This is a genomic window from Ancylobacter sp. TS-1, from assembly GCF_009223885.1.
Taxonomy (GTDB): domain Bacteria; phylum Pseudomonadota; class Alphaproteobacteria; order Rhizobiales; family Xanthobacteraceae; genus Ancylobacter.
The window spans coordinates 1,411,893-1,435,802 of sequence record NZ_CP045144.1 but is presented as its reverse complement, the minus strand read 5'-3'; the positions used below and the strand labels follow the sequence as shown (position 1 = coordinate 1,435,802).

The window sequence follows — 23,910 nt, the reverse complement described above, 5'->3', positions numbered from 1 at the left end:
AGCGGGCCGATGGGGGCTGCGTCGATGGGGATGACGGCCCACGCGAGGGTGTCATCGGCGGCATGCTAATTGCTAAGTTCGGCTTAGTCTTAAGGAGTATCGCCATGTCCGTTGCCCTCACCATCGCCCTGACCGATGCCGAGCCCGAAGCCGATGGCGAGCTCGACCTGTCGCTGCGCGACGACATCCGCATGCTCGGGCGCGTGCTGGGCGAGACGCTGCGCGACCAGGAGGGCGAGCCGACCTATGAGCTGGTGGAGCTGATCCGCCGCGTCTCCACGCGCTTCCATCGCGAGGAGGACGAGGGCGCCCGGGCTGAGCTGGAGGCGATCCTGAACGGGCTCGGCCCGGAGCAGGTCATCACCATCGTGCGCGCCTTCTCCTATTTCTCGCACCTCGCCAATATCGCCGAGGACCAGAACGTCATTCGCCGCATGCGCGCGGCGGCGGCGTCCGGTCGCGGCCCGGCGCCGGCGACCATCGCCAACGCGCTCGACGAGGCGCGTCGGCACGGCATCTCGACGGCGGAGCTGCGCAAATTCTTCGACACCGCGCTGGCGAGCCCGGTGCTGACCGCGCACCCGACCGAGGTGCGCCGCCGCTCGACGCTAACCCACGAGATGAAGATCGCCGAACTGCTGGCCGACCGCGACCGCCGCGACCCGACGCCGGAGGAGCAGGAGCTGGCCGCCGAGGAACTGCGCCGGCGCGTGCTGACGCTGTGGCAGACCAACCTGCTGCGCAAGACCAAGCTGACCGTGCTCGACGAGGTGGCGAACGGCCTTGCCTATTACGACTACACCTTCCTGCGGCAGCTGCCGAAGCTCTATTCCGCGCTCGAGGACAGCCTCGCCACGCTGGAGGGCGCCGGGGACGCCGCGCCCGAGGTTGCCTCCTTCGTTTGCATCGGCAGCTGGATCGGCGGCGACCGCGACGGCAATCCCTTCGTCACCGCCGATGTGACGCGCGAGACCCTGCGGCTGCAGAGCGCGCAGGCCGTGCGCTTCTATCTGGAGGAACTGGACGCGCTCGGCGCCGAGCTGTCGATCAGCACCATCCGCGTGCATGTGTCCGAGGAACTGCTGGCGCTGGTGGACGCCTCGCCCGACCTCTCGCCGCACCGGCGCAACGAGCCCTATCGCCTCGCCGCAACCGCCATCGCGGCGCGGCTGCGCGCCACCGCCTTCCGGCTGGAAGTGGCCGACCTCGCGGGGCTCACGGTCAAGCCGGCCGACCTGCCTTACGCCAGCGCGGCGGAGCTGAGGGCTGATCTCGACGTGATCGACCGCTCGCTGAAGGCGCACAAGTCGGCCGCCATTGCGCGCGGCAAGCTGCGGGCGCTGCGCCGCGCGGTGGATTCCTTCGGCTTCCATCTGGCGGTGCTCGATTCCCGCCAGAACTCGGACGTCCATGAGCGCTGCGTCGCGGAGCTGCTCGAGATCGCCGCGCCCGGCACCAACTACAAGGCGCTGCCCGAGGGTACGCGCGTGGCGCTGCTGCTGCGCGAGATGACCACCGCGCGCCCGCTCACCTCGCCCTTCGTCCCCTATTCCGACGAGACGGTGGGCGAACTCGCCATGCTGCGCACCTGCGCCCGCATCCACAACATTTACGGCCCGGAAGCCATCCAGACCTGCATCATCTCCAAGGCCGAGGGCGTCTCGGACATGCTGGAGCTGGCGCTGCTGCTGAAGGAGGTCGGCCTCGTCGACCCCGCCGGCTCCTCGGCCGTCCACATCGTGCCGCTGTTCGAGACCATCGAGGATCTGCGCAACGCCGCCCGGGTGATGGAGCAGATGTTCCGCCTGCCGGAATACCGCAAGCTGGTCGACAGCCGCGGCGGCGTGCAGGAGGTCATGCTCGGCTATTCCGACAGCAACAAGGATGGCGGCTTCGTCACTTCCGGCTGGGAACTCTACAAGGCCGAGATTGAGCTGATCGAGGTGTTCCGCCGCCACGGCGTGCGGCTGCGCCTGTTCCACGGGCGCGGCGGCTCGGTCGGGCGCGGCGGCGGGCCGAGCTACGACGCCATCCTCGCCCAGCCGGGCGGGGCGGTGCAGGGGCAGATCCGCATCACCGAGCAGGGCGAGATCATCTCGTCCAAGTACTCCAACCCGGCGGTCGGGCGCGGCAATCTCGAAATCTTCGCCGCCGCGACCATCGAGGCGACGCTGCTCTCAGACGACGCCAAGGCGCCGCGCGAGGAATATCTCGACGTGATGGAGGATCTGTCGGAGTCGGCGTTCAACGCCTATCGCGGCCTCGTCTACGAGACTCCGCGCTTCGAGGACTATTTCTGGGAATCGACCGTCATCAACGAGATCGCGACGCTGAACATCGGCTCGCGGCCGGCCTCGCGCAAGAAGACGCGCCGCATCGAGGACCTGCGCGCCATTCCGTGGGTGTTCTCGTGGGCGCAGTGCCGGCTGATGCTGCCGGGCTGGTACGGTTTCGGCACCGCGATCCGCTCCTGGCTCGCCACCCATCCCGACGGGCTGGGGCTGCTGCAGGAGATGTACCGGGAGTGGCCGTTCTTCCGCACCCAGCTCTCCAACATGGACATGGTGCTCTCCAAGAGCTCCATCGCCATCGCCTCGCGCTATGCCGAGCTGGTGGAGGACGAGGAACTGCGCGAGAACATCTTCGGGCGCATCCGCACCGAGCATCAGGCGGCCATCGACGCGCTGCTGGCGATTTCCGAGCAGCCTAAGCTGCTGGGCTCCAACCCGATGCTCGACCGCTCGATCCGCGCCCGCTTCCCCTATATCGACCCGCTCAACCATGTGCAGGTCGGCCTGCTCCGGAAGTACCGCGCCAACGACACCGACGAGAAGGTGCTGCAGGGCATCCAGCTCACCATCAACGGCATCTCTGCGGGGCTGCGGAACTCGGGCTGAGAGGGGCGCCGAGCCCCATTCGGGCGACGGGAGATGACGGCGCGGCGGGAGAGGGTCATAGTGGAGCCTTCCCGCCCGCCATCGACGATTGAACGATGTACACGCCTCCCGCTTTTCGCGAAGACGACCCGGCCACGCTGCTCCAGATGATGCGCGAGACGCGTCTGGCGACGCTCGTCACCACCACCGCCGAGGGGCTGCTGGCGACGCCGCTGCCGCTCTATCTCGACGAGGGGGAGGGTTCGCAGGGCGTGCTCTACGGCCATGTCGCCAGGGCCAACCCGCAATGGAAGGCGCTGCCGCTGGCCGAGGCGCTGGTGATCTTTCAGGGGCCGGAAGCCTACATCACGCCGTCCTGGTACGCCTCGAAGCAGGAGCACGGCAAGGTCGTGCCGACCTGGAACTATGCGGCGGTTCATGCCTATGGGCCGGTCGAGTTCTTCGAGGACGAGGACCGGCTGCGCGAGGCGGTGACGCGGTTGACCGATCTCCACGAGCGCCCGCGCGCCGCGCCCTGGGCGGTCACCGATGCGCCGGAGGCGTTCGTGCGGGCGCAATTGAAGGGGATCGTCGGCGTGCGGCTGCCGATCGCCCGGCTCGAAGGCAAGCGCAAGATGAGCCAGAATCGGCCCGAGGCCGACCGCGAGGGCGTCGCGGCGGGGCTGCGCGAGAGCCTTAGCGAGGCCGACCGCGAGGTCGGCGCGATGATCCCGACAGCGGCCAAGTAGATGTCCTTCAGCCGCCCGCGATGGAAGGCGTTGTTTCCGGTGCGAGTTTCGGCGGTACCCGCGCCAGCACCAGCGCCGCCTTGATCAGCGCGGCATTGTCGGCCGCTTCCTCGCCCGAGGGCAGGTGCCTGCCGTCCTCCAGACCGATGCGCCCGTCGAGGCCGCGCATCAGCGCGTCGCGGTAGAGCGGCCAGACGGTGGCGTCATAGCCGTGCTGAAGTACCGGCACGTCGAGGCTGGCGGCGGCCAGCACGGTGCGGATGGCGGCGGCGGCCGCCAGGCCCTCGGCCTCGTCCTGCTCGTTGATCTCGATGAGGATGCGCAGGCACTCCCGCGCCTGCGGCAGCTTCACGAGGCGGTCGGCGTCCGCCACCGACCACAGCCCCGCCTCCACGCCGATGCCGCGCGAGAGGGCGAGGGCAATCATCTCCGGCGCGTCCGGCTCGATGAGGTTGACCGACACATAGTCCGGCAGCGCCTTCCAGCCGCGCACCGCGTCCAGCCTTTCGCCGGCGATTCCCGCATGGGTCGACAGGCCCACGGGTATGCTGGGCACGCGGGCGCGGATCGCTTCCAGCGCGGCGGCGACAGGGGCGGGGGCGAGCGTCTCGGCGCCGCCGGCATCGCGCGGGTGCAGATGCAGCTCGCCGGCGCCCGCCGACACGACGGCGGCGGCATCGGCCGCCAGTTCCGACGGGGTGAGCGGCGTATGGGGGTGGAAGTCCTTGCCGCGCGATCCGTTCAGGCAGGCTTGCAGCATCGGTGTCTCCTCGTCGGGCTGGTGTCGGGGTCAACCCGCGAGGAAGCCTTTCCGTTTCAGTCTTTGTATGGCGCGGTCCAGAGACTGAAGGAATTCCGAGCGGTCGCGCGGGGAGAAGGGGCGGGGCCCGCGTGTGATCTCGCCCGCCTCGCGCAGATCCGCCATCAGGTTGCGGGTGGCGAGCTGCATGCCGATGGACGAGGCGGTGAAAGGCTTTCCGGTCGGCCCGATGGCCTCGGCGCCCCGGGCGACGACCCGCGCGGCGAGCGGCACGTCGGCGGTGATGACGAGATCGCCTTCCTCCACCCGCTCGGCGATCCAGTCGTCGGCGACGTCGAGCCCGGCCGGCACGATGACCCGCTCGACCTCGACGTCGCGCGGCACGGCGATGAAGGCGTTGGCGACCAGAAACACCTTGATGCGGTGGCGGGCGGCGACGCGGTAGGTCTCCTCCTTCACCGGGCAGGCGTCGGCGTCGATATAGATGAGTATCGGCTTCGTCAAAGTAGAACCGGAGTTACAGGGCGCCTCACCAAGAAAGAGGGGCTGCCCTCGCGGACAGCCCCTCCCATGTCAGACCGCGGTCCGGTCCGGTAACCGCCGAAAAGGCGGTGCGAAGTGTCGCATCACGCGGCACGGACCTCGCAAGAGGCAATGGTCCAGGTCACGGATACCGACGACCGCAGATCAAGACGATCAGACACTGGATCACCTCCTTTCAATTGTTGACGACATCTGAAGCTTAGCCCGATTCGCGGCTGCGTCATCCGTCCGTCACGCCGAGAAGGCGGATTTGCCGTTCACTTCGCGTTACGATGCGCAATCTTTGGTGCACGCCTATTAAGGAGGCAGTCATGCGGAGCCCGTGGTCGCGGCTGGTCGCCGTCCTTGCGGTGGCGGTGCTTTGCTGCCCGCCGTTCGCCCGCGCGCAGCAGGCTTCCGACGCGCATGCGCCGGAGCAGGCGAGCGCACTCGGTATCGGCCAGAAGGTGGCGACCGGGCGTCGCTGGATGGTGACGGCGGCGAATCCGCTTGCTGCCGAGGCGGGCGCCTCGATGCTGCGCGCCGGCGGCAATGCCATCGACGCGCTGGTGGCGACGCAGCTCGTGCTCGGACTGGTCGAGCCGCAATCCTCCGGGCTCGGCGGCGGCGGCTTCCTCGTCTATTGGGACGCGAAGGCGAAGACGCTCACCACCTTCGACGGGCGCGAGAGCGCGCCGCGCGCGGCGACGCCGACGCTGTTCCAGGACGCGGCCGGCGCGCCGCTCGCCTTCCTCGATGCCGTGGTCGGCGGCCGCTCGGTCGGCGCGCCCGGCACGCCGCGCCTGCTGGAGACGGTCCACCGGCGCTATGGCCGGCTCGGCTGGCCGAGGCTGTTCCGGCCGGCGCTGGCGCTGGCGGACAAGGGGTTCGCCGTCTCGCCCCGCCTTGCCGGGCTGATCGAGGGGGAAAAGGAGACGCTGGCGCGGGATCGTGCCGCGAGCGCCTATTTCCTGCCGGGCGGCACGCCGCTGAAGGAGGGCGCGCGGCTGCGGAACCCGGCCTATGCCCGGACGCTGCGGCTGCTGCGCGAGCGTGGGGCGGATGCCTTCTATGGCGGCGCGCTGGCGCGGGAGATCGTGCGCACGGTGCGCGGCGCGGCCAATCCGGGGCTGCTCTCGCTTGGCGATCTGCGCGAATACCGGGTGAAGGAACGCCCGCCCGTCTGCGCGCCCTATCGCGGGCTCGACGTGTGCGGCATGGGGCCGCCGAGTTCCGGGGCGCTCGCCCTCGGGCAGATCCTCGGCATGCTGGATTTCTACGACCTCAAGGCGAAGGGGTCGGACTCGCCGGAATCCTGGCGGCTGATCGCCGACGCCTCGCGCCTCGCCTTCGCCGACCGCGAACGCTACATGGCGGACGAGGACTATGTGCCGATGCCGACGCGGGGCCTTCTCGCGCGGGACTACCTCGCCGGCCGGGCCGCCGCGCTCGCGCGCCCGGACGCGCTGCCCGAGGCGGCGGCGGGCACGCCGCACTGGGACCACGCCATGGCGGCGCCGGCGCGGGCGGACGGGACGGCGCCGGAGCTGCCCTCGACGACGCAGATCACCATCGTCGACGCCTCCGGCAATGTCGCCTCCATGACCTCGACCATCGAGGCGGCCTTCGGGTCGCGGCTCATGGTCGGCGGCTTCCTGCTCAATAACGAACTCACCGACTTCTCCTTCCGCTCGCACCGCGACGGCGTGCCGGTGGCCAACCGCGTCGAGCCGGGCAAGCGGCCGCGCTCGTCCATGGCGCCGACGGTGGTGATGAAGCAGGGGCGCCCGGTTCTGGCGCTCGGCTCGCCCGGGGGCAGCCAGATCATCGGCTATGTCGCCAAGACGCTGATCGCCCATATCGACTGGGGCCTGCCGCTCGCCGAGGCCATCGCGGCGCCGAACGTGCTGGCGCGCTTCAAGGCGGTGGAGATCGAGGAGGGGAGCGCGGCGACGGCGCTGGCGCCGGAACTGCGCCGGCTGGGCTTCGAGGTGAAGACGGCGCCGATGACCTCGGGCGTGCAGGCGGTGTCCATCGGCCCGCAGGGTCTCGTCGGCGCCGCCGATCCGCGCCGCGAGGGAGTGGCCATCGGGGAGTAGAACCTTCGGCTTCCGGTCCGGGCGTCAACCCGGCCGAGCGCAGTGGAAGCCGGATTCGCTCTTTGATGTTTGCGCGATCCCGGATCGCGCCTGCGGCGCGTCCGGGATGACGGCCTCCGCTCAGTGGCTGATCATCCACGGACGCGCGGAGGGGAAGCTCTTGGCTCCGCTGGCCGCGGTGGCGGTCTTCGACTTCTTGGTGCGGCTCTTCATGCCGCCGGAGCAGCAGGAGCAGCTCGACGGGTGCTTCCTGGCGGCGAACTCGCCCGTCGTCATCGGCGCGTTGGCGGCGCGCTCATTGGTCGAGTGAGCGACCAGGCTCTCGCGCGACATGCCGCTGAAATGCGGCGCCGTCAGCATCACGCGGGGCGCGAGCGTGCCGCAGTCCGGGCAGGGTTGCGGCGCCTGATACTCGCTCATCGGCCGCATCTCGGTGAAGTCGCCGCAGCTTTCGCATTGATATTCGTAGACGGGCATCGGCGTGTCCTCTGGGCGTTTCCTCGGAGGAGGTGGAGCGGCGTGCTGAGCCGCCGCCCCGGATCCTGTGAAGTGGGGCGGGGCGGCGCTTTGCGCCGCCCCGCATGCACCGGACATAAGCGGGGGTCAAAGGTCCGGTGAAAGCGGCATGTCGATGGAGCCGTCGAGGAACTTGGTCGGCCCGGCGGCGGTCGGGTTGATGTCGAAGTCGAAGATCTCGGTCGGCAGCCACAGGGTGGCGCAGGCGTTCGGGATGTCGACGACGCCCGAGATGTGGCCCTGCACCGGCGCGGTGCCGAGGATCGAATAGGCCTGAGCGCCCGAATAGCCGAACTTCTTCAGGTATTCGATGGCGTTGAGGCAGGCCTGGCGATAGGCGATGTGGACGTCGAGATAGTGCTGGCCGCCATATTCGTCGACCGAGATGCCCTCGAAGATCAGGTAGTCCTTGTAGTTCGGCGTGACCGGCGAGGGCTTGAAGATCGGGTTCTTGATCCCGTACTTGGCCATGCCGCCCTTCAGCACCTCGACCTTGAGGTGCACCCAGCCGGCCATCTCGATGGCGCCGCAGAAGGTGATCTCGCCGTCGCCCTGGCTGAAGTGCAGGTCGCCCATGGAGAGGCCGCCGCCTTCCACATAGACCGGGAAGTAGATCTTGGAGCCGCGCGACAGGTCCTTGATGTCGCAATTGCCGCCATGCTCGCGCGGGGGAACGGTGCGCGCGCCGGTGGCCGCGGCGGCCGCCTTCGCGTCGCCGGTGAGCCGGCCCATATGGGCGGTGGCGGCGAAGGGCGGGACGGCGAGGGCGGGCACGCGGGTCGGGTTGGTGTCGATGAGCGCCTGCTCGCGGGTGTTCCAGGTCTCGAGCAGCTTCGGGTCGGGCAGGCAGCCGATCAGGCCGGGATGGATCAGCCCGGCGAAATTAACCCCCGGCACGTGGCGCGAGGAGGTGTACATGCCCTTGAAGTCCCAGATCGACTTCTGCGCCAGCGGGAAATGGTCGGTCAGGAAGCCGCCGCCATTCTTCTTGGAGAAGAAGCCGTTGAAGCCCCACTGGCTGTCGGGCATGGCGCCGATGTCGAGCAGGTCGACCACCAGCAGGTCGCCCGGCTCGGCGCCCTTGACGCCGATGGGGCCGGACAGGAAGTGCACGATCGACAGGTCGATGTCGCGCACGTCGTCGGCGGAATCGTTGTTCTTGATGAAGCCGCCGGTCCAGTCATAGGTCTCGACGATGAAGTCGTCGCCGGGCTTCACCCAGGCCACCATCGGAATGTCCGGGTGCCAGCGGTTGTGAACCATGTCGTTGTCATAGGCCGACTGGTTCAGGTCGACTTTGATAAGCGTCTCGGTCATGCGTTTCTCTCCCCGGGGACAAGCTGGAAACGTGGGCAGGCTGGGCACGGCGGTCTGGCGGGGGGCTCAGACCGAAAGGAACTTGGAGACCTTCGCCTCGTCGATGTCGGCGCGCACGTCCTCGTGGACGATCTCGCCGTTCTCGATGACGAGCACGCGGTCGGCGATGTCGAGGGCGAAGGAGAGCACCTGCTCCGAGACGACGATGGACAGGCCGCGTTCGTCGCGGATGCGCTTCAGCGTGCGCGCCATCTCGCGGATGATGGAGGGCTGGATGCCCTCGGTCGGTTCGTCGAGCAGCAGCACCTTGGGCGCGGTGGCGAGCGCGCGGGCGATGGCGAGCTGCTGCTGCTGGCCGCCGGAGAGGTTGCCCCCGCGCCGGCCCTTCATCTCCAGAAGCACCGGGAACAGCTCGTAGATATCCGGCGGCACTGTGCTCTCGCCGCGCGGAATGAGCCCGGTCTCGATGTTCTCCTGCACCGTCATGGTGGAGAAGATCATGCGGCCCTGGGGAACGTAGGCGACGCCGCTGGCGACGCGCTCATAGCTCTTGAACTTGGTCACGTCGGTGTCGCCGACCGTCACCGTGCCGCTCTTGGTCGGCACGATGCCCATGAGCGACTTCATGAGCGTGGTCTTGCCCATGCCGTTGCGGCCCATGATGGCGATGATCTCGTTGGGCGCGACCTTGAAGTTGAGGCCGTGCAGCACCTCGCTCTCGCCGTAGGAGACGTGCAGGTGGGATACGTTCAGCATGATCCGCCCCTCAATGGCCGAGATAGACTTCGATGACCTTCGGGTCCGCCTGGACCTTGGCCATGGAGCCCTCCGAGAGAATCTTGCCCTGGTGCAGCACCGTGACCTTGTGGGCGATGTCCTCGACGAACTTCATGTCGTGCTCGATCACGATCACCGAACGGTTCTTGATGATGGTGTTGAGCAGTTCGGCGGTCTTCTTGCGCTCGGACACGCTCATGCCGGCCACCGGCTCGTCGAGCATGAGCAGTTCGGGGTCCTGGATGAGCAGCATGCCGATCTCCAGCCACTGCTTCTGCCCGTGCGAGAGATATTCCGCGCGCTGGTCGAGCTGGTCGGCGAGGAAGATGGTCTCGGCGATCTCCTGCACCCGCTCCTTCACCGCGGTGTCGCGGCGGAAGGTCAGCGCTCCCACCACGGACCGGCCCTTGGGATAGGAAATTTCGAGGTTCTCGAAGACGGTGAGATCCTCGTAGATCGACGGATTCTGGAACTTGCGCCCCACCCCGGCGCGCACGATCTCGTGCTCCTTCATCCGGGTCAGCTCGCGCTCCTTGAAGCGGATCGAGCCGGTGGTCGCCCGGGTGCGGCCGCAGATGAGATCGAGCACCGTGGTCTTGCCGGCCCCGTTGGGACCGATGATCACGCGGATCTCGTTCTCGTCGACATAGAAGGACAGGTCGTTGACCGCCTTGAAGCCGTCGAAGGAGACGGTGAGCCCTTCCACCGCGAGAACGAAGTCCTTGTTCATGGTGTCGGCGATGACTTGCGGGTTCATGGCACCAGATCCTCACTCGGCCGCGGCGGGGGCCGTCGTCCCGGAGGACGGCGGGACGGGAGGCGTCGCCGAACGCTTCGCGGAGCCGCCGAACAGCGGGCCCAGATGCGGGGCGATGTAGGACTGCCAGAGGCCGGCGATGCCGTTCGGGAAGATGAGCACCACGGCGATGAACAGGCCGCCGAGGCCGAACAGCCAGAGTTCGGGGAAGCTCTCGGAGAAGGAGGTCTTGGCCCAGTTGACCACCAGCGTGCCGTAGATGGCGCCGAGGATCGACAGGCGCCCGCCGACCGCCGTGTAGATGACCATCTCGATCGAGGGCACGATGCCGACGAAGGACGGCGACATGAAGCCGACCTGCAGGGTGAACATCGCCCCGCCGACCGCCGACAGCGACGCCGCCAGGCAGAACACGAAGATCTTGAAGCTGGAGACGTCGTAGCCGGAGAAGCGCACCCGGTCCTCCTTGTCGCGCATGGCGACGAGGATGCGGCCGAGCTTGGAGGACTTCACGTAGAAGGCGAGCAGGATGCAGGCGATGAGCAGCGCCACGCAGACGAAGTAGAGGATGGTCTTCGCGCTGTCGGTGCGGATGTCCCAGCCGTGCAGGCTGCGCAGGTCGGTGATGCCGTTGATGCCGCCGGTATAGCCCTGCTGGCCAATGATCAGGATGGTCATGATCGCGGCGAGCGCCTGGGTGATGATGGCGAAGTACACGCCGCCCACGCGCCGCTTGAACATGGCGTAGCCGAGCACGAGGGCGAAGAAGGCCGGCACCAGGACCACGGCGATGGTGGTGAAGCCGAAGCTCCGGAACGGCTCCCAGAACCACGGCAGCGACGTGATCTGGTTCCAGTCCATGAAGTCCGGGATGCCCGGCGTGGTCTGGATCTTGGTGTTCTCCGGGCTGGAGGATTCCAGCTTGAGGAACATCGCCATGCAGTAGCCGCCGAGGCCGAAGAACACGCCCTGGCCGAGCGAGAGAATGCCGGCATAGCCCCAGCACAGCACGAGGCCGAGCGCCACGAAGGCGTAGGTCAGGTACTTGCCGACGAACTGCAGGCGGAAATTGTCCAGCGTCAGCGGCAGGACCACGACGAGGATGAAGGCGAGGACGACGATCCCGATGATGTCCTGGGGTCGCAGGAAGAAGGTGCGGCTGGACGATTTGCTCATGTGCGCCTCCTCAGCGACGGACCTTGATGACGAACAGGCCCTGGGGCCGCAGCATCAGGATGATGACCACGCCAAGCAGCGTGAGGACCTTGGCCATCGAGCCGGAGAGGAAGAACTCCATGGTCGACTGGGCCTGCGAGATGGTGAAGGCGGAGGCGATGGTGCCGAGAAGGCTCTGCGCGCCGCCGAAGACGACGACCAGGAAGGTGTCGACGATGTAGAGCTGTCCGGAGGTCGGGCCGGTCGAGCCGATCATGGTGAAGGCCGAACCGGCGACGCCGGCGATGCCGCAGCCGAGGCCGAAGGTGTAGCGGTCGATCTTCTCGGTGTTGATGCCGACGGCGCCGGCCATGACGCGGTTCTGCACCACGGCGCGCACCTGCTTGCCCCAGGCCGACTTGTACATCAGCAGGGCGACGGCGACGGTGATGGCGATGGTCAGACCCATGACGAACAGGCCGTTGATCTGCACCTCGACCACCTCGGTGACGGGCAGCGAACCCATCATCCAGCTCGGCAGCTCGACGCCGACCTCACGGGGGCCGAAAACGGAGCGGTAGACCTGCTGGAGGATGAGGCTGAGGCCCCAGGTGGCGAGCAGAGTGTCGAGCGGGCGTTTGTAGAGACGCCGGATCATCAGCCATTCCACCGCCATTCCGAGCGCGCCGGAGGCGAAGAAGGCCAATATCATCGCGATGAAGAAGTAGATGCTAAACAGGGCCGGAATGTAATGTAGAAACAATTGCGATGTGAAATAGGTGACATAGGCGCCGAGGATCATGAACTCGCCATGCGCCATGTTGATGACGCCCATCTGGCCGAAGATGATCGCCAGACCCAGCGCCATGAGAACGAACACCGAGAACAGGATGAGGCCGGCGAAGCCTTGCATCAGGAAGATCGAGCTGAGTTCGCTCAACGAGTATTCGGAAAACATTCAGAAATCCCCCGGCGTGCGCGCGTGCGGCGCGGTCCCCGTCAACGGAAAGAGCCCCGGAGAGGGCGCGAGCCCTCTCCGGGTGGGAGCTTCAACCGATCACTGGTAGCCCTTCGGGAACGGATCGGGCTCGATCAGCTCGGGGGTCTCGAAGACCACCTTGAACTGGCCGTCCGGCTGGGCCTGGCCGACGCGGGTCTTGGACCACAGATGGTGGTTCGGGTGGATCTTGACGTAGCCTTCCGGCGCCTTGGTGAACTCGATGCCGGCCGAGGCCTCGGCGATCTTGTCGATGTCGAAGGAGCCCGCCTTCTCGACGGTCATTTTCCACAGCCACGGGCCGAGATAGGCAGCCTGGGTGACGTCACCGATCACGGTCTTCTCGCCCCACATCTTCTTGAAGGCGGCGACGAAGTCCTTGTTGTTCGGATTGTCGAGCGACTGGAAGTACTTCATGCAGCTATAGGCGTTGACGAAGTTCTCGCCGCCGATGCCGTCGATCTCGTCCTCGGTCACCGAGATGGTGAGCAGGGTCTGCTTCGAGAGGTCGATGCCGGCCGCCTTGAGCTGCTTGTAGAAGGCGACGTTCGAGCCGCCGACGACCGCGGCGTAGATCACGTCCGGCTTGGTCAGCTTGAACTTGTTGATCACCGAGTTGAACTGGGTGTGGCCGAGCGGGAAGTAATCCTCGCCCACGACCTTGCCGGCCAGCTTGTTCTCGATGTGCTTGCGGGCGATCTTCATCGAGGTGCGCGGCCAGATGTAGTCCGAGCCGATGAGGTAGAAGCTCTTGGCGCCCTTGGTCTTGTTGACCCAGTCGAGGCCGGCGAGGATCTGCTGGGTGGCTTCCTGGCCGGTGTAGATGACGTTCTTGGACTGCTCGAGGCCTTCATAGAAGGTCGGGTAGTACAGCATGCCGTTGTACTGCTCGACGACCGGCAGCACGGCCTTGCGCGAGGCCGAGGTCCAGCAGCCCATGATGGCCGCGACCTTGTCGTTGACCAGCAGCTTCTTGGCCTTCTCGGCGAAGGTCGGCCAGTCGGACGCGCCGTCCTCCTGGATGAACTTGATCTTGCGGCCGAGCACGCCGCCCATCGCGTTGATCTGCTCGATGGCGAGCTTCTCGGCCTGCACCGAGCCGGTCTCCGAGATCGCCATGGTGCCGGTGACCGAGTGCAGGATGCCAACGGTGACTTCCGTATCGGTAACGGCGAGGCCCGTGGTGTTCACGGCAGACGTCGCCGGCGCCTGGGCGAAGGCGGGAGTAGAAAAGAGGCCGGTGTTTGCGAGAAGAGGCACGGCCGGCAGCGTCGCCATGCCCATAAGGAGCTTGCGGCGCGTGCTCGAAAACTTGGAAGAATTGTCGTTATTTGAAGACATAAGTTCCCCTCCACGGGTTTGACGTGGCCTTAACAAGCTTAGCTATGTGCTTGCATTGACCGGATCGTGGGGGGCGATGACGCGATGCAGCAATACGTCGATTGACGTATAGGGGATTGGCGGCGGCTCCTACACAGTGACCCGGTAAGCTCGGCGTCGCGTGTGCGTTCGCCGGCGTACATGTTCGCGCGCGCGCGTATAGAAGTTCAATGATCTGGCTTGTGGTAAAGGTGGAAGCTGTTCGCCCTATTTGGATTCAATTTGAAATTAAATCATTGACAGATGGGTCGGCGCTGTCACCGATACACGGCGGTCAACGTGACGCGGACAGTGTCGACTTAACTGGAACGGTTCGTGCTTGATATTCGGCCGGCGGAGGTGGGCTCCGTCCGGGTTCGATGCAGTGCAGCAACAACAAAATGCGTGGGGAGGTTAAGCGCGCGGGCATGTCTGGCGTCGATGCGGCGAGGCGGAACCCTATGGCGGCGGAACAGAAGATCGTTCGCGTGCGGCGCCGCTACAATCAGTGGGTCGTCAACGAGACGCTGGAAGACTACGCTCTGCGCTTCACGGCCAAGAGCGCGCGCCGCTGGTCGGCGCTGCGCGTGGCCAATACCGCGCTCGGCGCGGTGTCCTTCCTGGCGCTGGAGGCGATCGGCGGGGCGATCACGCTCGCCTACGGCTTCCAGAACGCGGTGGCGGCCATTCTCGTGGTCTGCGCCATCATCTTCGCCGCCGGCCTGCCGATCAGCTACCACGCCGCCAAGTTCGGCGTCGACATCGACCTGCTCACCCGCGGCGCCGGCTTCGGCTATATCGGCTCCACCGTCACCTCGCTGATCTACGCCTCCTTCACCTACCTGTTCTTCGCCATCGAGGCGGCGATCATGGCGCTGGCGCTGGAGATGTGCTTCGGCGTGCCGCTGATGATCGGCTATTTCATCAGCGCGCTGGTGGTGATCCCGCTGGTGACGCACGGCATCACCTTCATCAGCCGGTTCCAGCTCTGGACGCAGCCGTTCTGGCTGGTGCTGAACATCATTCCCTTCGTCTTCATCTTCCTGATGGCGGATGATCCGATGGCCGGGTGGACCTCCTTCACCGGCCAGTTCGGCGCGCGCGACGGCTCGTTCGACCTCGTGCTGTTCGGCGCCGCCACGACGGTCGTGTTCGCGCTGGTGGCGCAGATCGGCGAGCAGGTCGACTTCCTGCGCTTCCTGCCGCGCCGGGCGCCCGGGCGCAGCGAGACGGCGCGCAATGTGCTGTGGTGGGTCGCGCTGCTGAGCGCCGGGCCGGGCTGGATCATCCCCGGCGGCATCAAGATGCTGGCCGGGTCCTTCCTTACCTATTTCGCGCTCACCCAGGGCATTCCGCTGCTCCACGCCGCCGAGCCCACGCAGATGTATCTGGTGGCGTTCAAGACGGTGCTGTCGCCGGAGGTGGCGCTCGCCTTCACCGGCGTCTTCGTCATCCTGGCGCAGCTGAAGATCAACGTGACCAACTCCTATGCGGGGTCGATCGCCTGGTCGAACTTCTTCTCGCGCCTGACGCACAGCCATCCGGGCCGGGTGGTCTGGCTGGTGTTCAACGTCACCATCGCGCTCACCCTGATGGCGCTCGGCATCTACAAGGCGCTGGAGCAGATCCTCGGCCTCTACGCCATCGTGGCGGTGGCGTGGGTGGCGGCGCTGGTGGCCGATCTCGTGGTCAACAAGCCGATGGGCTGGAGCCCGCCGGGCATCGAGTTCAAGCGGGCGCATCTCTACGACATCAACCCGGTCGGCGTCGGCGCGGTGCTGGCCGGCACGCTGGTCGGAGTCATCGCCTTCGCCGGCTTCTTCGGGCCGACGCTGAAGGTGTTCGCGCCCTTCCTCGCGCTGGTGGTCTCCTTCGTCGCGGCCGCCGCCATCGCCTTTGCCACCGGCGGGCGCTACTACATCGCCCGGCGCACGGCCAAGAACTGGGATGCCCGCCATACGCTCAAGTGCTGCATCTGCGAGCACAAGTTCGAGCCGGAGGACATGGCGCACTGCCCGGTCTATGCGGGCCCGATCTGCTCGCTGTGCTGCTCGCTCGACGCGCGCTGCAACGACCGCTGCAAGGAGGATGCGCGCTTCCCCGACCAGATACTGGCGGCGATGCGAGCCACGCTGCCGAGCTGGGTGGTGGCCCGCGTCAATTCGCGGCTCGGCCACTATATCGGCGTCATGTCGCTGCTGGCGCTGGTGATCGGCGGCATATTGGGCGTGATCTATTTTCAGGCGACCTTCGCGCCGGCGGCCGAGCGCGAGGCGGTCGGCAATGTGCTGTTCACGCTCTATTTCATCCTGCTCATCATCGCCGGCGTCGCCGCCTGGCTGCTGGTGCTGGCGCAGGAAAGCCGCAGCGTCGCGCAGGAGGAGAGCAACCGCCAGACGTCGCTGCTGATGCGGGAGATCGAAGCGCACAAGCGCACCGACGCCAAGCTGCAGAAGGCCAAGGAAGCCGCCGAGGCCGCCAACCTCGCCAAGAGCCGCTATGTCGTCGGCATCAGCCACGAGCTGCGCACGCCCCTCAACGCCATTCTCGGCTACGCCCAGCTTCTGGAGCGCGACACGCTGATCCCGCCGCACCGGCGCGACGCCATCCGCGTCGTGCGGCGCTCGGCCGAGCACCTGTCCGGCCTGATCGACGGGCTGCTCGACATCTCCAAGATCGAGGCCGGGCGGCTGCATCTCAACCGCGACGAGGTGCGCATCGGCGACTTCCTCGACCAGCTTGTCGACATGTTCCGCCTTCAGGCTACCGCCAAGGGCATCGACTTCGTCTATGTGCGCCCCGAGCGGCTGCCGGCGGTCGTCTACACCGACGAGAAGCGGCTGCGGCAGATCCTGATCAACCTCCTGTCCAACGCGATCAAGTTCACCGCCAGCGGGCGGGTGGCCTTGCGCGTGGGCTATCGCAACCAGGTGGCCGAGTTCGAGGTGGAGGACAGCGGCATCGGCATTCCCGCCGCCGACCACAAGCGCATCTTCGAGCCGTTCGAGCGCGGCGAGCGCGCCGGCACCTATTCCACCGCCGGCATCGGCCTCGGCCTCACCATCACCAAGCTGCTGACCGAGATCATGGGCGGCGAGATATCGCTAACCTCGACGCCCGGGGAGGGCAGCACCTTCCGGGTGAAGCTGATGCTCTCGGAGGTCACGAATCCCTCCGGCGTCGCCCCGATCCAGCACCGGCACATCGCCGGCTATACCGGCCCGCGCCGCACGGTGATGGTCGCCGACGACGACGCCGCCCATCGCGACCTGATGCACGAGCTGCTGGTGCCGCTCGGCTTCACCGTGCTGGCGGCCTCCGACGGCGTGCAGGCGCTCGACATGGTGCGCGAATGGGACCCGGACCTGCTGCTGCTCGACATCTCCATGCCCGGCCTCAATGGCTGGGAGGTGGTGCGGCTGCTGCGCGACGAGGGGCGCGCGCGCCCGCGCATCATCATCATCTCGGCCAATGCGGGGGAGATACACGGCGACGGGCTGTCCCAGCACGACGACCATCTGGTGAAGCCGGTGCATCTGCGCACGCTGCTGGAGAAGATGGCCGTGCTGCTCGACCTCGAATGGATCGGCGAGGCCGAGCTGACCGCGCAGGCGGTGAAGGAGGTGGTGCCGGCCGGCAGCCTTCAGGCGCCTTCCGGCGTGCATATCGACGACCTCGTGAAGCTGGGCGAGATCGGCTATGTGCGCGGCATCCAGGCCAAGCTGAGCGAGATCGAGGGCGCCTCGCCCGACCACAAGGCGTTCGTCACGCATATGCGCGACCTGATGGAAACGTTCGACCTCAAACAATACATGGCTGTCCTGGAGGCGTTGCGCAGCAATGATGCATAGCGTGGAGCGCCGAGACATCGTCCTCGTGGTGGACGATTCGCCGGAGACGCTGAGTCTCCTCACCGACGCGCTCGAAGCGGCGGGCGCAACGGTGCTGGTCGCCGTCGAGGGCGCCAACGCGCTGGCGCTGGTCGAGCGCATCACGCCCGACATCATCCTCATGGACGCGGTGATGCCGGGCATGGACGGGTTCGAGACCTGCCGCCTGCTCAAGCGCAACAAGGCGGTCGCCCATGTGCCGGTCATCTTCATGACCGGCCTGTCGGAGACCGAGCAGATCGTGAAGGGGCTGGAGGCCGGCGGGGTCGACTATGTGACCAAGCCGATCTCGCCGGACGAGCTTATCGCGCGCATCCGCGTGCATCTGGCCAATGCCCGCCAGACCCACAGCGCCCGCGCGGCGCTCGACGCGGCCGGGCGCTACCTGCTCTCGGCGACGCGCGAGGGCCGGGTGCTGTGGTCGACGCCCCAGGCGACGGCGCTGCTGACCGCGATCACCATCTCGCCGCCGGGCGACAGCTTCATGCTGCCCGAATCGGTGCGCCGCTGGCTGGAAGGCCGCAAGGGCGAGTCCGCGGCGGCCGAGCCGAACGTGATCGAGCTTGCCGTCGACAGCACGCCGCGCCGGCTCAAGCTCTCCTATGTCGGGCAGATCGGCCCTGAGGAACTGCTGCTGCGCATCGTCGAGGACGAGGGCCTGCCGCCCGAGCAGGTGCTGAGGGCGAAGCTGAACCTCACCGTACGCGAGGCCGAGGTGCTGATGTGGCTGGCGCGCGGCAAGGCCAATCGCGACATCGGCGAGATTCTCGGCCTGTCGCCGCGCACGGTGAACAAGCATCTCGAGCAGATCTACGCCAAGATCGGCGTGGAGAATCGCGCGGCAGCCACGGCGCTGGCCGTCACGGCGCTCACCAGCCGGTAGCTGCGCACCCCTCTGGCGGTCCGCCGGATTTTCCGCCATAAAGCCCGACCCGCGCCCAGGTGGCGGCATGTATGTACCGTCCGTCGCTGCCCGGCGCGCCGAGGGGGATGGTATCCGGCCCGCTCGGCGAATCACGGGGTGCCTCGAATCGTGCAGCCGCGCCATTTGCCCGCCTGTTGGGCGGAATCCCGGCCGGATTTGGGGGCGTACTCATAAAATTCAAATCTGAAGCGAAAAAACTGCGATATAATTTCAAAATTGTTGCTTTATCGACAACGAAGTGTAAATTCCGCCGCCAAGCCCAGGCTCGACGGGGGTCGCCAAGGTGAACAAGAAGCATATCGTTACGGGTGGAATTGCTCTGGCATGCGGCGCCACGCTTCTCGGCGGCATCGCCTTTGCGCAGCCGCGTTGGGCCGGCAGCGACCTGCAGGGCGCCGTGGAGCGCGTGTGCGTGGTGGAGATCAGTTCCTCCGCCGGCCGCATCGAGCTGCAGAATCTCTGCTTCAACCCGCGCGCCGTCCGCATCAGCTGGGGTGAGGGTCGCCTCGTCGACTACTGCCTCAACAGCGGCGGCGACGTGCGCTTCGTCACCAAGCTGGCGGACACCTACCGGCTCGTGCGCGAGCAGGACATCCTGCTCTGCCAGTGAAGCCGGGCCGGCATCGCCGCCGGCTTTAGCGAAGTTCCATTTGATCCTATGGCGCCATCCGTACCCGCGGGTGGCGTTTTCGTCAGGCGTCAGCCGTCCGCGCCCTCGCGGGTCGGGGCCAGGCGATCGAGCTCGTCGTCGGCGAAGAGCCGTGAGCGGGTGAGGAAGCGCACGTCCCGCCCGTTCTCCAGGCTGAACATGCCACCGCGCCCGGGCACCACGTCGATGATCAGCTGCGTGTGCTGCCAGTAGGCGAATTGCGAGGGGCTCATATAGAAGGGCGCCCCGCCGATCTCGCCCATGCGCACGTCGCGGTCGCCGACGATGTAGTCGCCCTGCGCGTAGCACATGGGCGAGGAGCCGTCGCAGCATCCCCCCGACTGGTGGAACAGCAGCGGCCCGTTGGCGGCGGCGAGGGTGGCGATGAGTTCGAGGGCGGCCGGTGTCGCCAGCACCCTGGGAATGGTGTCGGCGACGGTTGCGGCTTCGGCTTCGGCGGTGCTCGTTGGGCTCATGAGGGCCTCCTTACGAAAAAAGCCGCCGTCCCGGCGAAGGGTTCCGGGACGGCGCAACGCCGGTATGACGGCGAGGCAGGCGGCTCGGCGGGCGACGGCCCGGTGGCTCCGGTTGCCGCCCGCCGGCCATCCGCTCAGAAGAAGCCGAGCTTCTTCGGGCTGTAGCTGACCAGCATGTTCTTGGTCTGCTGGTAGTGGTCGAGCATCATCTTGTGGTTCTCGCGACCGATGCCGGACTGCTTGTAGCCGCCGAAGGCCGCGTGGGCGGGATAGGCGTGGTAGCAGTTGGTCCACACGCGGCCGGCCTGGATGGCGCGGCCGAAGCGGTAGGCGCGGTTGCCGTCGCGGGTCCACACGCCGGCGCCGAGGCCGTACAGCGTGTCGTTGGCGATGGAGAGCGCGTCCTCGTCGTCCTTGAAGGTGGTCACGGACACGACCGGGCCGAAGATCTCCTCCTGGAAGATCCGCATCTTGTTGTGGCCCTTGAACACCGTCGGCTTCACATAGTAGCCGCCGGCGAGGTCGCCGCCGAGATTGTTGCGCTCGCCGCCGGTGAGCACCTGCGCGCCTTCCTGCTTGCCGATGTCGATATAGGACAGGATCTTGTCGAGCTGCTCGGAAGAGGCCTGGGCGCCGATCATGGTCGCCGGGTCGAGCGGCGAGCCCTGAATGATGTCTTCCACCCGCTTCAGCGCCTTCTCCATAAAGCGGTCATAGATGCTTTCCTGGATCAACGCGCGGCTCGGGCAGGTGCAGACCTCGCCCTGGTTGAGCGCGAACATGACGAAGCCTTCGACCACCTTGTCGAAGAAGTCGTCGTCCTCGGCCACCACGTCCTTGAAGAAGATGTTCGGCGACTTGCCGCCCAGCTCCAGCGTGACGGGGATGAGGTTCTGGCTGGCGTACTGCATGATCAGCCGGCCGGTCGTCGTCTCGCCGGTGAAGGCGATCTTGGCGATGCGGTTGGAGCTGGCGAGCGGCTTGCCGGCTTCGAGGCCGAAGCCGTTGACGATGTTCAGCACGCCCGGGGGCAGAAGGTCGGCGATCAGCTCGGCCAGCACGAGGATGGAGGCCGGGGTCTGTTCGGCGGGCTTGAGCACCACGCAATTGCCGGCGGCCAGCGCCGGGGCGAGCTTCCACACCGCCATGAGGATGGGGAAGTTCCACGGGATGATCTGCCCGACGACGCCGAGCGGCTCGTGGAAATGGTAGGCGATGGTATCGTGGTCGATCTCGCTGATGCCGCCTTCCTGGGCGCGCACGGCGCCGGCGAAGTAGCGGAAATGGTCGATGGCGAGCGGCATGTCGGCCGCCGTCGTCTCGCGGATCGGCTTGCCGTTGTCCCAGGTTTCGGCCAGCGCCAGGAGGTCGAGATTTTCCTCCATGCGGTCGGCGATCTTGTTGAGAATCTGGGCGCGCTCGGCGGCCGAGGTGCGGCCCCAGGCGTCCTTGGCGGCATGGGCGGCGTCGAGCGCCTTCTCGATGTCGGCCGCGTCGGAGCGGGCGATCTCGCAGATCTTGCCGCCGGTGACGGGCGAGGTGTTGTCGAAATAGCGGCCGCCGACCGGCTCGACGAACTGGCCGCCGATGAAGTTCCCGTAGCGGGCCTTGAAGGGCGACTGCTTGGTGATGGCGAGTTCAGGTTTGTTCATATGTTCCTCCCAGGCTGGGAGTCCGAGAATTGCACCCGTTGTGCCAGTCCTTTGCGGCGATGCACAAATTCGATACTGCATGGCGGCAAGATGTTGGTATTGCTCGCGGGCGCGGTGCTCTCGCGAAGCGGTGATGATCATTCGCGTGGACGCGCCACGAAAACTTTGCAACAACTGTCCGATATAACAACAAGACCTGCGACACGTGTGGCATTTTGCAACACTCCGGGAGGATCGCATGCGCCCCGAGGTCTCATCGCGCACGGTGCTCGCCGCGCGCCGGCAGTTCTTTCAGCACGCCCGCCCGGACCGGCCGCTGGACGCGCTGGTGCCGGAGCCGATCCTGCGCTCGTGGCAGCGCTGCCAGGAACGCGGGCTCGACAGCGCCGCGCTGCCGCGCCTCGAACCGCTGACCGCCTATGAGCTTAGCGCCGTCGCCGAGCGGCACGAGCGGCTGCGCCGGCTGTGCCGGCCGGAGATCGAGAGCCTCTACGCCGACGCCATGCAGACCGGCTGCGTGGTCATCCTCACCGATGCCGACGGGCTGATCCTCGACGCGCTCGGCAATGCCGACTTCGCCGCCCGCGCCGCGCAGGTGGCGCTGCGCCCCGGCGTGCTGTGGGGCGAGAACTCGACCGGCACCAACGCGGTCGGCACCGCGCTGGTCGAGGGCCGGCCCATCGCCGTGCATGGCGGCGAGCATTATTACGACCCGCACGGCATCCTCTCCTGTTCGGCGGCGCCGATCCTCGATCCCTATGGCCGCACCGTCGGCGCGCTCGACCTGTCCGGCCCGGCGGCGGTCGACCATCGCCACGCGCTCGGCCTCGTGCGCATGGCGGTGGCGCAGATCGAGCACCGTTTCTTCGACGAGGATTTCGCCGGGAGGCGCATCCTGCGCCTGCAATCCGAGCGGGCCCTTTTGGGAACCGCGCGCGAGGGCGTGCTGGTGTTCGAGGATGAGCGGCTGGTGGCCGCCAACCGCACCGGGCTCGGCCTTGTCGGCGCCGACTGGTCGGCGCTCGGCGCGGCGCGGGCGGACGCGCTGCTGGAGCGCCTGCCGCGTCCCGACGGCGAGACCCATGCGCTGCGCGGCGCCCGTGGCGAGGCCCTGTTCGCCCGTTTCGACGGCGCCGGCGGCAGCATCGCCCGTGCCTTGCGGCCGACGACGCCTGCGGCCCGGCTGCGGGACGCCGGGCCGGTGCTCGGCACGCCCGAGCGCGAGGCGATCGGCCGCGCGGTGCGGATGGTGGATGCCGACGTGCCCGTGCTGGTGCGCGGGGAGACCGGCACCGGCAAGGAACTGGCGGCGCGCGAGATTCACCGGCTCAGCACCCGGGGGGGCGGCCCCTTCGTGGCGGTGAACTGCGCCTCGATTCCCGAGACGCTGATCGAATCCGAGCTGTTCGGCTATGAGGACGGCGCCTTCACCGGCGCGCGCCGGCATGGCCGCAAGGGCCTGCTGCGCGAGGCCGATGGCGGCGTGCTGTTCCTCGACGAGATTGGCGACATGCCGCTGGGGCTGCAATCCCGGCTGCTGCGCGTGCTTCAGGAGCGCGAGGTCGCCCCGCTCGGCGGCGGTCGGCCGGTCAAGGTGGACTTCGCGCTGCTCTGCGCCACCCATCGCGACCTGCGCGCGCTGGTGGAGACGGGCAGCTTCCGGCAGGACCTGTATTTCCGCATCGCCCATTACACGGTGGAACTGCCGCCGCTGCGGGCTCTGGCCGACCGGCGCGCCATCGTGCGGGCGCTGTGGCAGCGCCTCGTCGACGACGACCGGATCACCCTCTCGGAGGGTTGCGAGCGGCGTCTGGCGGAGCATGGCTGGCCGGGCAATTTCCGCCAGCTCGCGGGCACGCTGCGGGCTCTCGCCGCCCTTGCCGAGCCGCACCGGCCGGTGAACGAGGACATGCTGCCGGCCGACATCCTGTCCGCCTCGCCGATCCCCGCCGCGCCCGCGCCGGACACGCTCGACGCCCTGACCGTGGAGGCGATGCGGCGCGCGCTCGATGCCTGCGGCGGCAATGTCTCGCAGGCGGCGCGCCGGCTGGGCGTCAACCGCTCCACGCTCTACCGGCGCCTCTTCCAAGCCTGATCGGCCGCGCGGCGGGAACCTGCCGCGCTGCCGCCCGTTGCCTCTCCAGACAAGCAACGGAGGCATGACCATGGTCCGCGATCCCCGCCGGCTCGACCAGAATCCCGTCGTCGTCGACCCGGCCAATGTCGATGCCGTGCTCGACGACCGGCTGACCGGGGTAAGCGACCCGCTCGCCCCTCCGCTCGACGAGGTCGACAACGACAATCACCCCACGGATGGCAAGGAGGCGCGCCGCGACGGCGGGCGCTTCCACAAGGAGACGCTGCAAACCGTCGACGGTTCGCTCGACGGCACGCCCGAAGAGCCGGACGATCCGCGCCGCTGACGCGCCGCGCG

General features: G+C 67.4%; 19 protein-coding genes. 8 read left to right on the top strand and 11 right to left on the bottom strand.

The window, feature by feature from the left end; genetic code table 11:
* Positions 1-104 precede the first annotated feature (104 nt).
* Positions 105-2,897, top strand: a complete 2,793-nt coding sequence (ppc, locus tag GBB76_RS06910) for a phosphoenolpyruvate carboxylase (RefSeq protein WP_152302621.1) — start codon at positions 105-107, stop codon at positions 2,895-2,897.
* Between the two features lie 95 nt (positions 2,898-2,992).
* Complete coding sequence (locus GBB76_RS06905; protein ID WP_152302620.1) at positions 2,993-3,625, top strand: FMN-binding negative transcriptional regulator; 633 nt, start codon at positions 2,993-2,995, stop codon at positions 3,623-3,625.
* Positions 3,626-3,632: 7 nt separating this feature from the next.
* Here the strand turns inward: GBB76_RS06905 and GBB76_RS06900 are convergent, their stop codons facing one another.
* Together GBB76_RS06900 and GBB76_RS06895 are read right to left on the bottom strand one after the other, a co-directional pair.
* Positions 3,633-4,385 carry a 3-keto-5-aminohexanoate cleavage protein gene (locus GBB76_RS06900; protein WP_152302619.1) on the bottom strand — a complete coding sequence of 251 codons (753 nt, stop codon included), beginning with the start codon at positions 4,383-4,385 and terminating at the stop codon, positions 3,633-3,635.
* A 30-nt stretch (positions 4,386-4,415) separates the two neighbouring features.
* A complete protein-coding gene (locus GBB76_RS06895; protein ID WP_152302618.1) occupies positions 4,416-4,889 on the bottom strand; it encodes a YaiI/YqxD family protein in 474 nt (157 codons plus the stop codon).
* 350 nt (positions 4,890-5,239) lie between these two features.
* On the opposite strand from GBB76_RS06895, the gene ggt reads away from it, so the two are divergent.
* On the top strand, positions 5,240-7,006 hold the full coding sequence (gene ggt / locus GBB76_RS06890) for a gamma-glutamyltransferase (protein WP_152302617.1): 1,767 nt from the start codon (positions 5,240-5,242) through the stop codon (positions 7,004-7,006).
* 120 nt (positions 7,007-7,126) lie between these two features.
* Here ggt and GBB76_RS06885 read toward each other — a convergent pair whose 3' ends face one another.
* The 7 genes from GBB76_RS06885 to urtA all read right to left on the bottom strand — a co-directional run bounded on the left by GBB76_RS06885 (position 7,127) and on the right by urtA (position 13,866).
* Positions 7,127-7,483: a zinc ribbon domain-containing protein gene (locus GBB76_RS06885; RefSeq protein WP_152302616.1), complete on the bottom strand. Its 357-nt coding sequence runs from the start codon at positions 7,481-7,483 to the stop codon at positions 7,127-7,129.
* 126 nt (positions 7,484-7,609) lie between these two features.
* Complete coding sequence (gene fmdA, locus GBB76_RS06880; protein ID WP_152302615.1) at positions 7,610-8,839, bottom strand: formamidase; 1,230 nt, start codon at positions 8,837-8,839, stop codon at positions 7,610-7,612.
* 66 nt (positions 8,840-8,905) lie between these two features.
* Positions 8,906-9,595, bottom strand: coding sequence for an urea ABC transporter ATP-binding subunit UrtE (urtE, locus tag GBB76_RS06875; protein ID WP_152302614.1), 690 nt, complete (start codon positions 9,593-9,595; stop codon positions 8,906-8,908).
* A 10-nt stretch (positions 9,596-9,605) separates the two neighbouring features.
* Positions 9,606-10,373: an urea ABC transporter ATP-binding protein UrtD gene (urtD, locus tag GBB76_RS06870; protein WP_152302613.1), complete on the bottom strand. Its 768-nt coding sequence runs from the start codon at positions 10,371-10,373 to the stop codon at positions 9,606-9,608.
* A gap of 12 nt (positions 10,374-10,385) precedes the next feature.
* Positions 10,386-11,549: an urea ABC transporter permease subunit UrtC gene (urtC, locus tag GBB76_RS06865; protein ID WP_152302612.1), complete on the bottom strand. Its 1,164-nt coding sequence runs from the start codon at positions 11,547-11,549 to the stop codon at positions 10,386-10,388.
* Positions 11,550-11,559: 10 nt separating this feature from the next.
* A complete protein-coding gene (gene urtB / locus GBB76_RS06860) occupies positions 11,560-12,486 on the bottom strand; it encodes an urea ABC transporter permease subunit UrtB (protein WP_152302611.1) in 927 nt (308 codons plus the stop codon).
* Between the two features lie 99 nt (positions 12,487-12,585).
* Entirely contained in the window at positions 12,586-13,866 is a 1,281-nt protein-coding gene (gene urtA, locus GBB76_RS06855) for an urea ABC transporter substrate-binding protein (protein WP_152302610.1), read from the bottom strand.
* Positions 13,867-14,345: 479 nt separating this feature from the next.
* Between urtA and GBB76_RS06850 the strand changes: the two genes are divergently transcribed.
* From GBB76_RS06850 to GBB76_RS06840, 3 genes are all read left to right on the top strand, one after another.
* The gene (locus GBB76_RS06850) at positions 14,346-17,735 is read left to right on the top strand and encodes an ATP-binding protein (RefSeq protein WP_152302609.1); all 3,390 of its coding nucleotides are present in this window, start codon (positions 14,346-14,348) and stop codon (positions 17,733-17,735) included.
* Complete coding sequence (locus tag GBB76_RS06845) at positions 17,725-18,657, top strand: response regulator transcription factor (protein ID WP_152302608.1); 933 nt, start codon at positions 17,725-17,727, stop codon at positions 18,655-18,657. The genes GBB76_RS06850 and GBB76_RS06845 overlap by 11 nt, the downstream gene beginning before the upstream one ends.
* A gap of 325 nt (positions 18,658-18,982) precedes the next feature.
* Positions 18,983-19,309 carry a hypothetical protein gene (locus GBB76_RS06840; protein ID WP_152302607.1) on the top strand — a complete coding sequence of 109 codons (327 nt, stop codon included), beginning with the start codon at positions 18,983-18,985 and terminating at the stop codon, positions 19,307-19,309.
* Positions 19,310-19,398: 89 nt separating this feature from the next.
* Here GBB76_RS06840 and GBB76_RS06835 read toward each other — a convergent pair whose 3' ends face one another.
* Together GBB76_RS06835 and adh are read right to left on the bottom strand one after the other, a co-directional pair.
* Entirely contained in the window at positions 19,399-19,824 is a 426-nt protein-coding gene (locus GBB76_RS06835; protein WP_152302606.1) for a DUF779 domain-containing protein, read from the bottom strand.
* Positions 19,825-19,958: 134 nt separating this feature from the next.
* Positions 19,959-21,476, bottom strand: a complete 1,518-nt coding sequence (gene adh / locus GBB76_RS06830; RefSeq protein ID WP_152302605.1) for an aldehyde dehydrogenase — start codon at positions 21,474-21,476, stop codon at positions 19,959-19,961.
* A 238-nt stretch (positions 21,477-21,714) separates the two neighbouring features.
* On the opposite strand from adh, the gene GBB76_RS06825 reads away from it, so the two are divergent.
* Both GBB76_RS06825 and GBB76_RS06820 read left to right on the top strand, forming a co-directional pair.
* The gene (locus tag GBB76_RS06825; RefSeq protein WP_152302604.1) at positions 21,715-23,571 is read left to right on the top strand and encodes a sigma-54-dependent Fis family transcriptional regulator; all 1,857 of its coding nucleotides are present in this window, start codon (positions 21,715-21,717) and stop codon (positions 23,569-23,571) included.
* Between the two features lie 70 nt (positions 23,572-23,641).
* Complete coding sequence (locus GBB76_RS06820) at positions 23,642-23,899, top strand: hypothetical protein (RefSeq protein WP_152302603.1); 258 nt, start codon at positions 23,642-23,644, stop codon at positions 23,897-23,899.
* Positions 23,900-23,910: the final 11 nt, after the last annotated feature.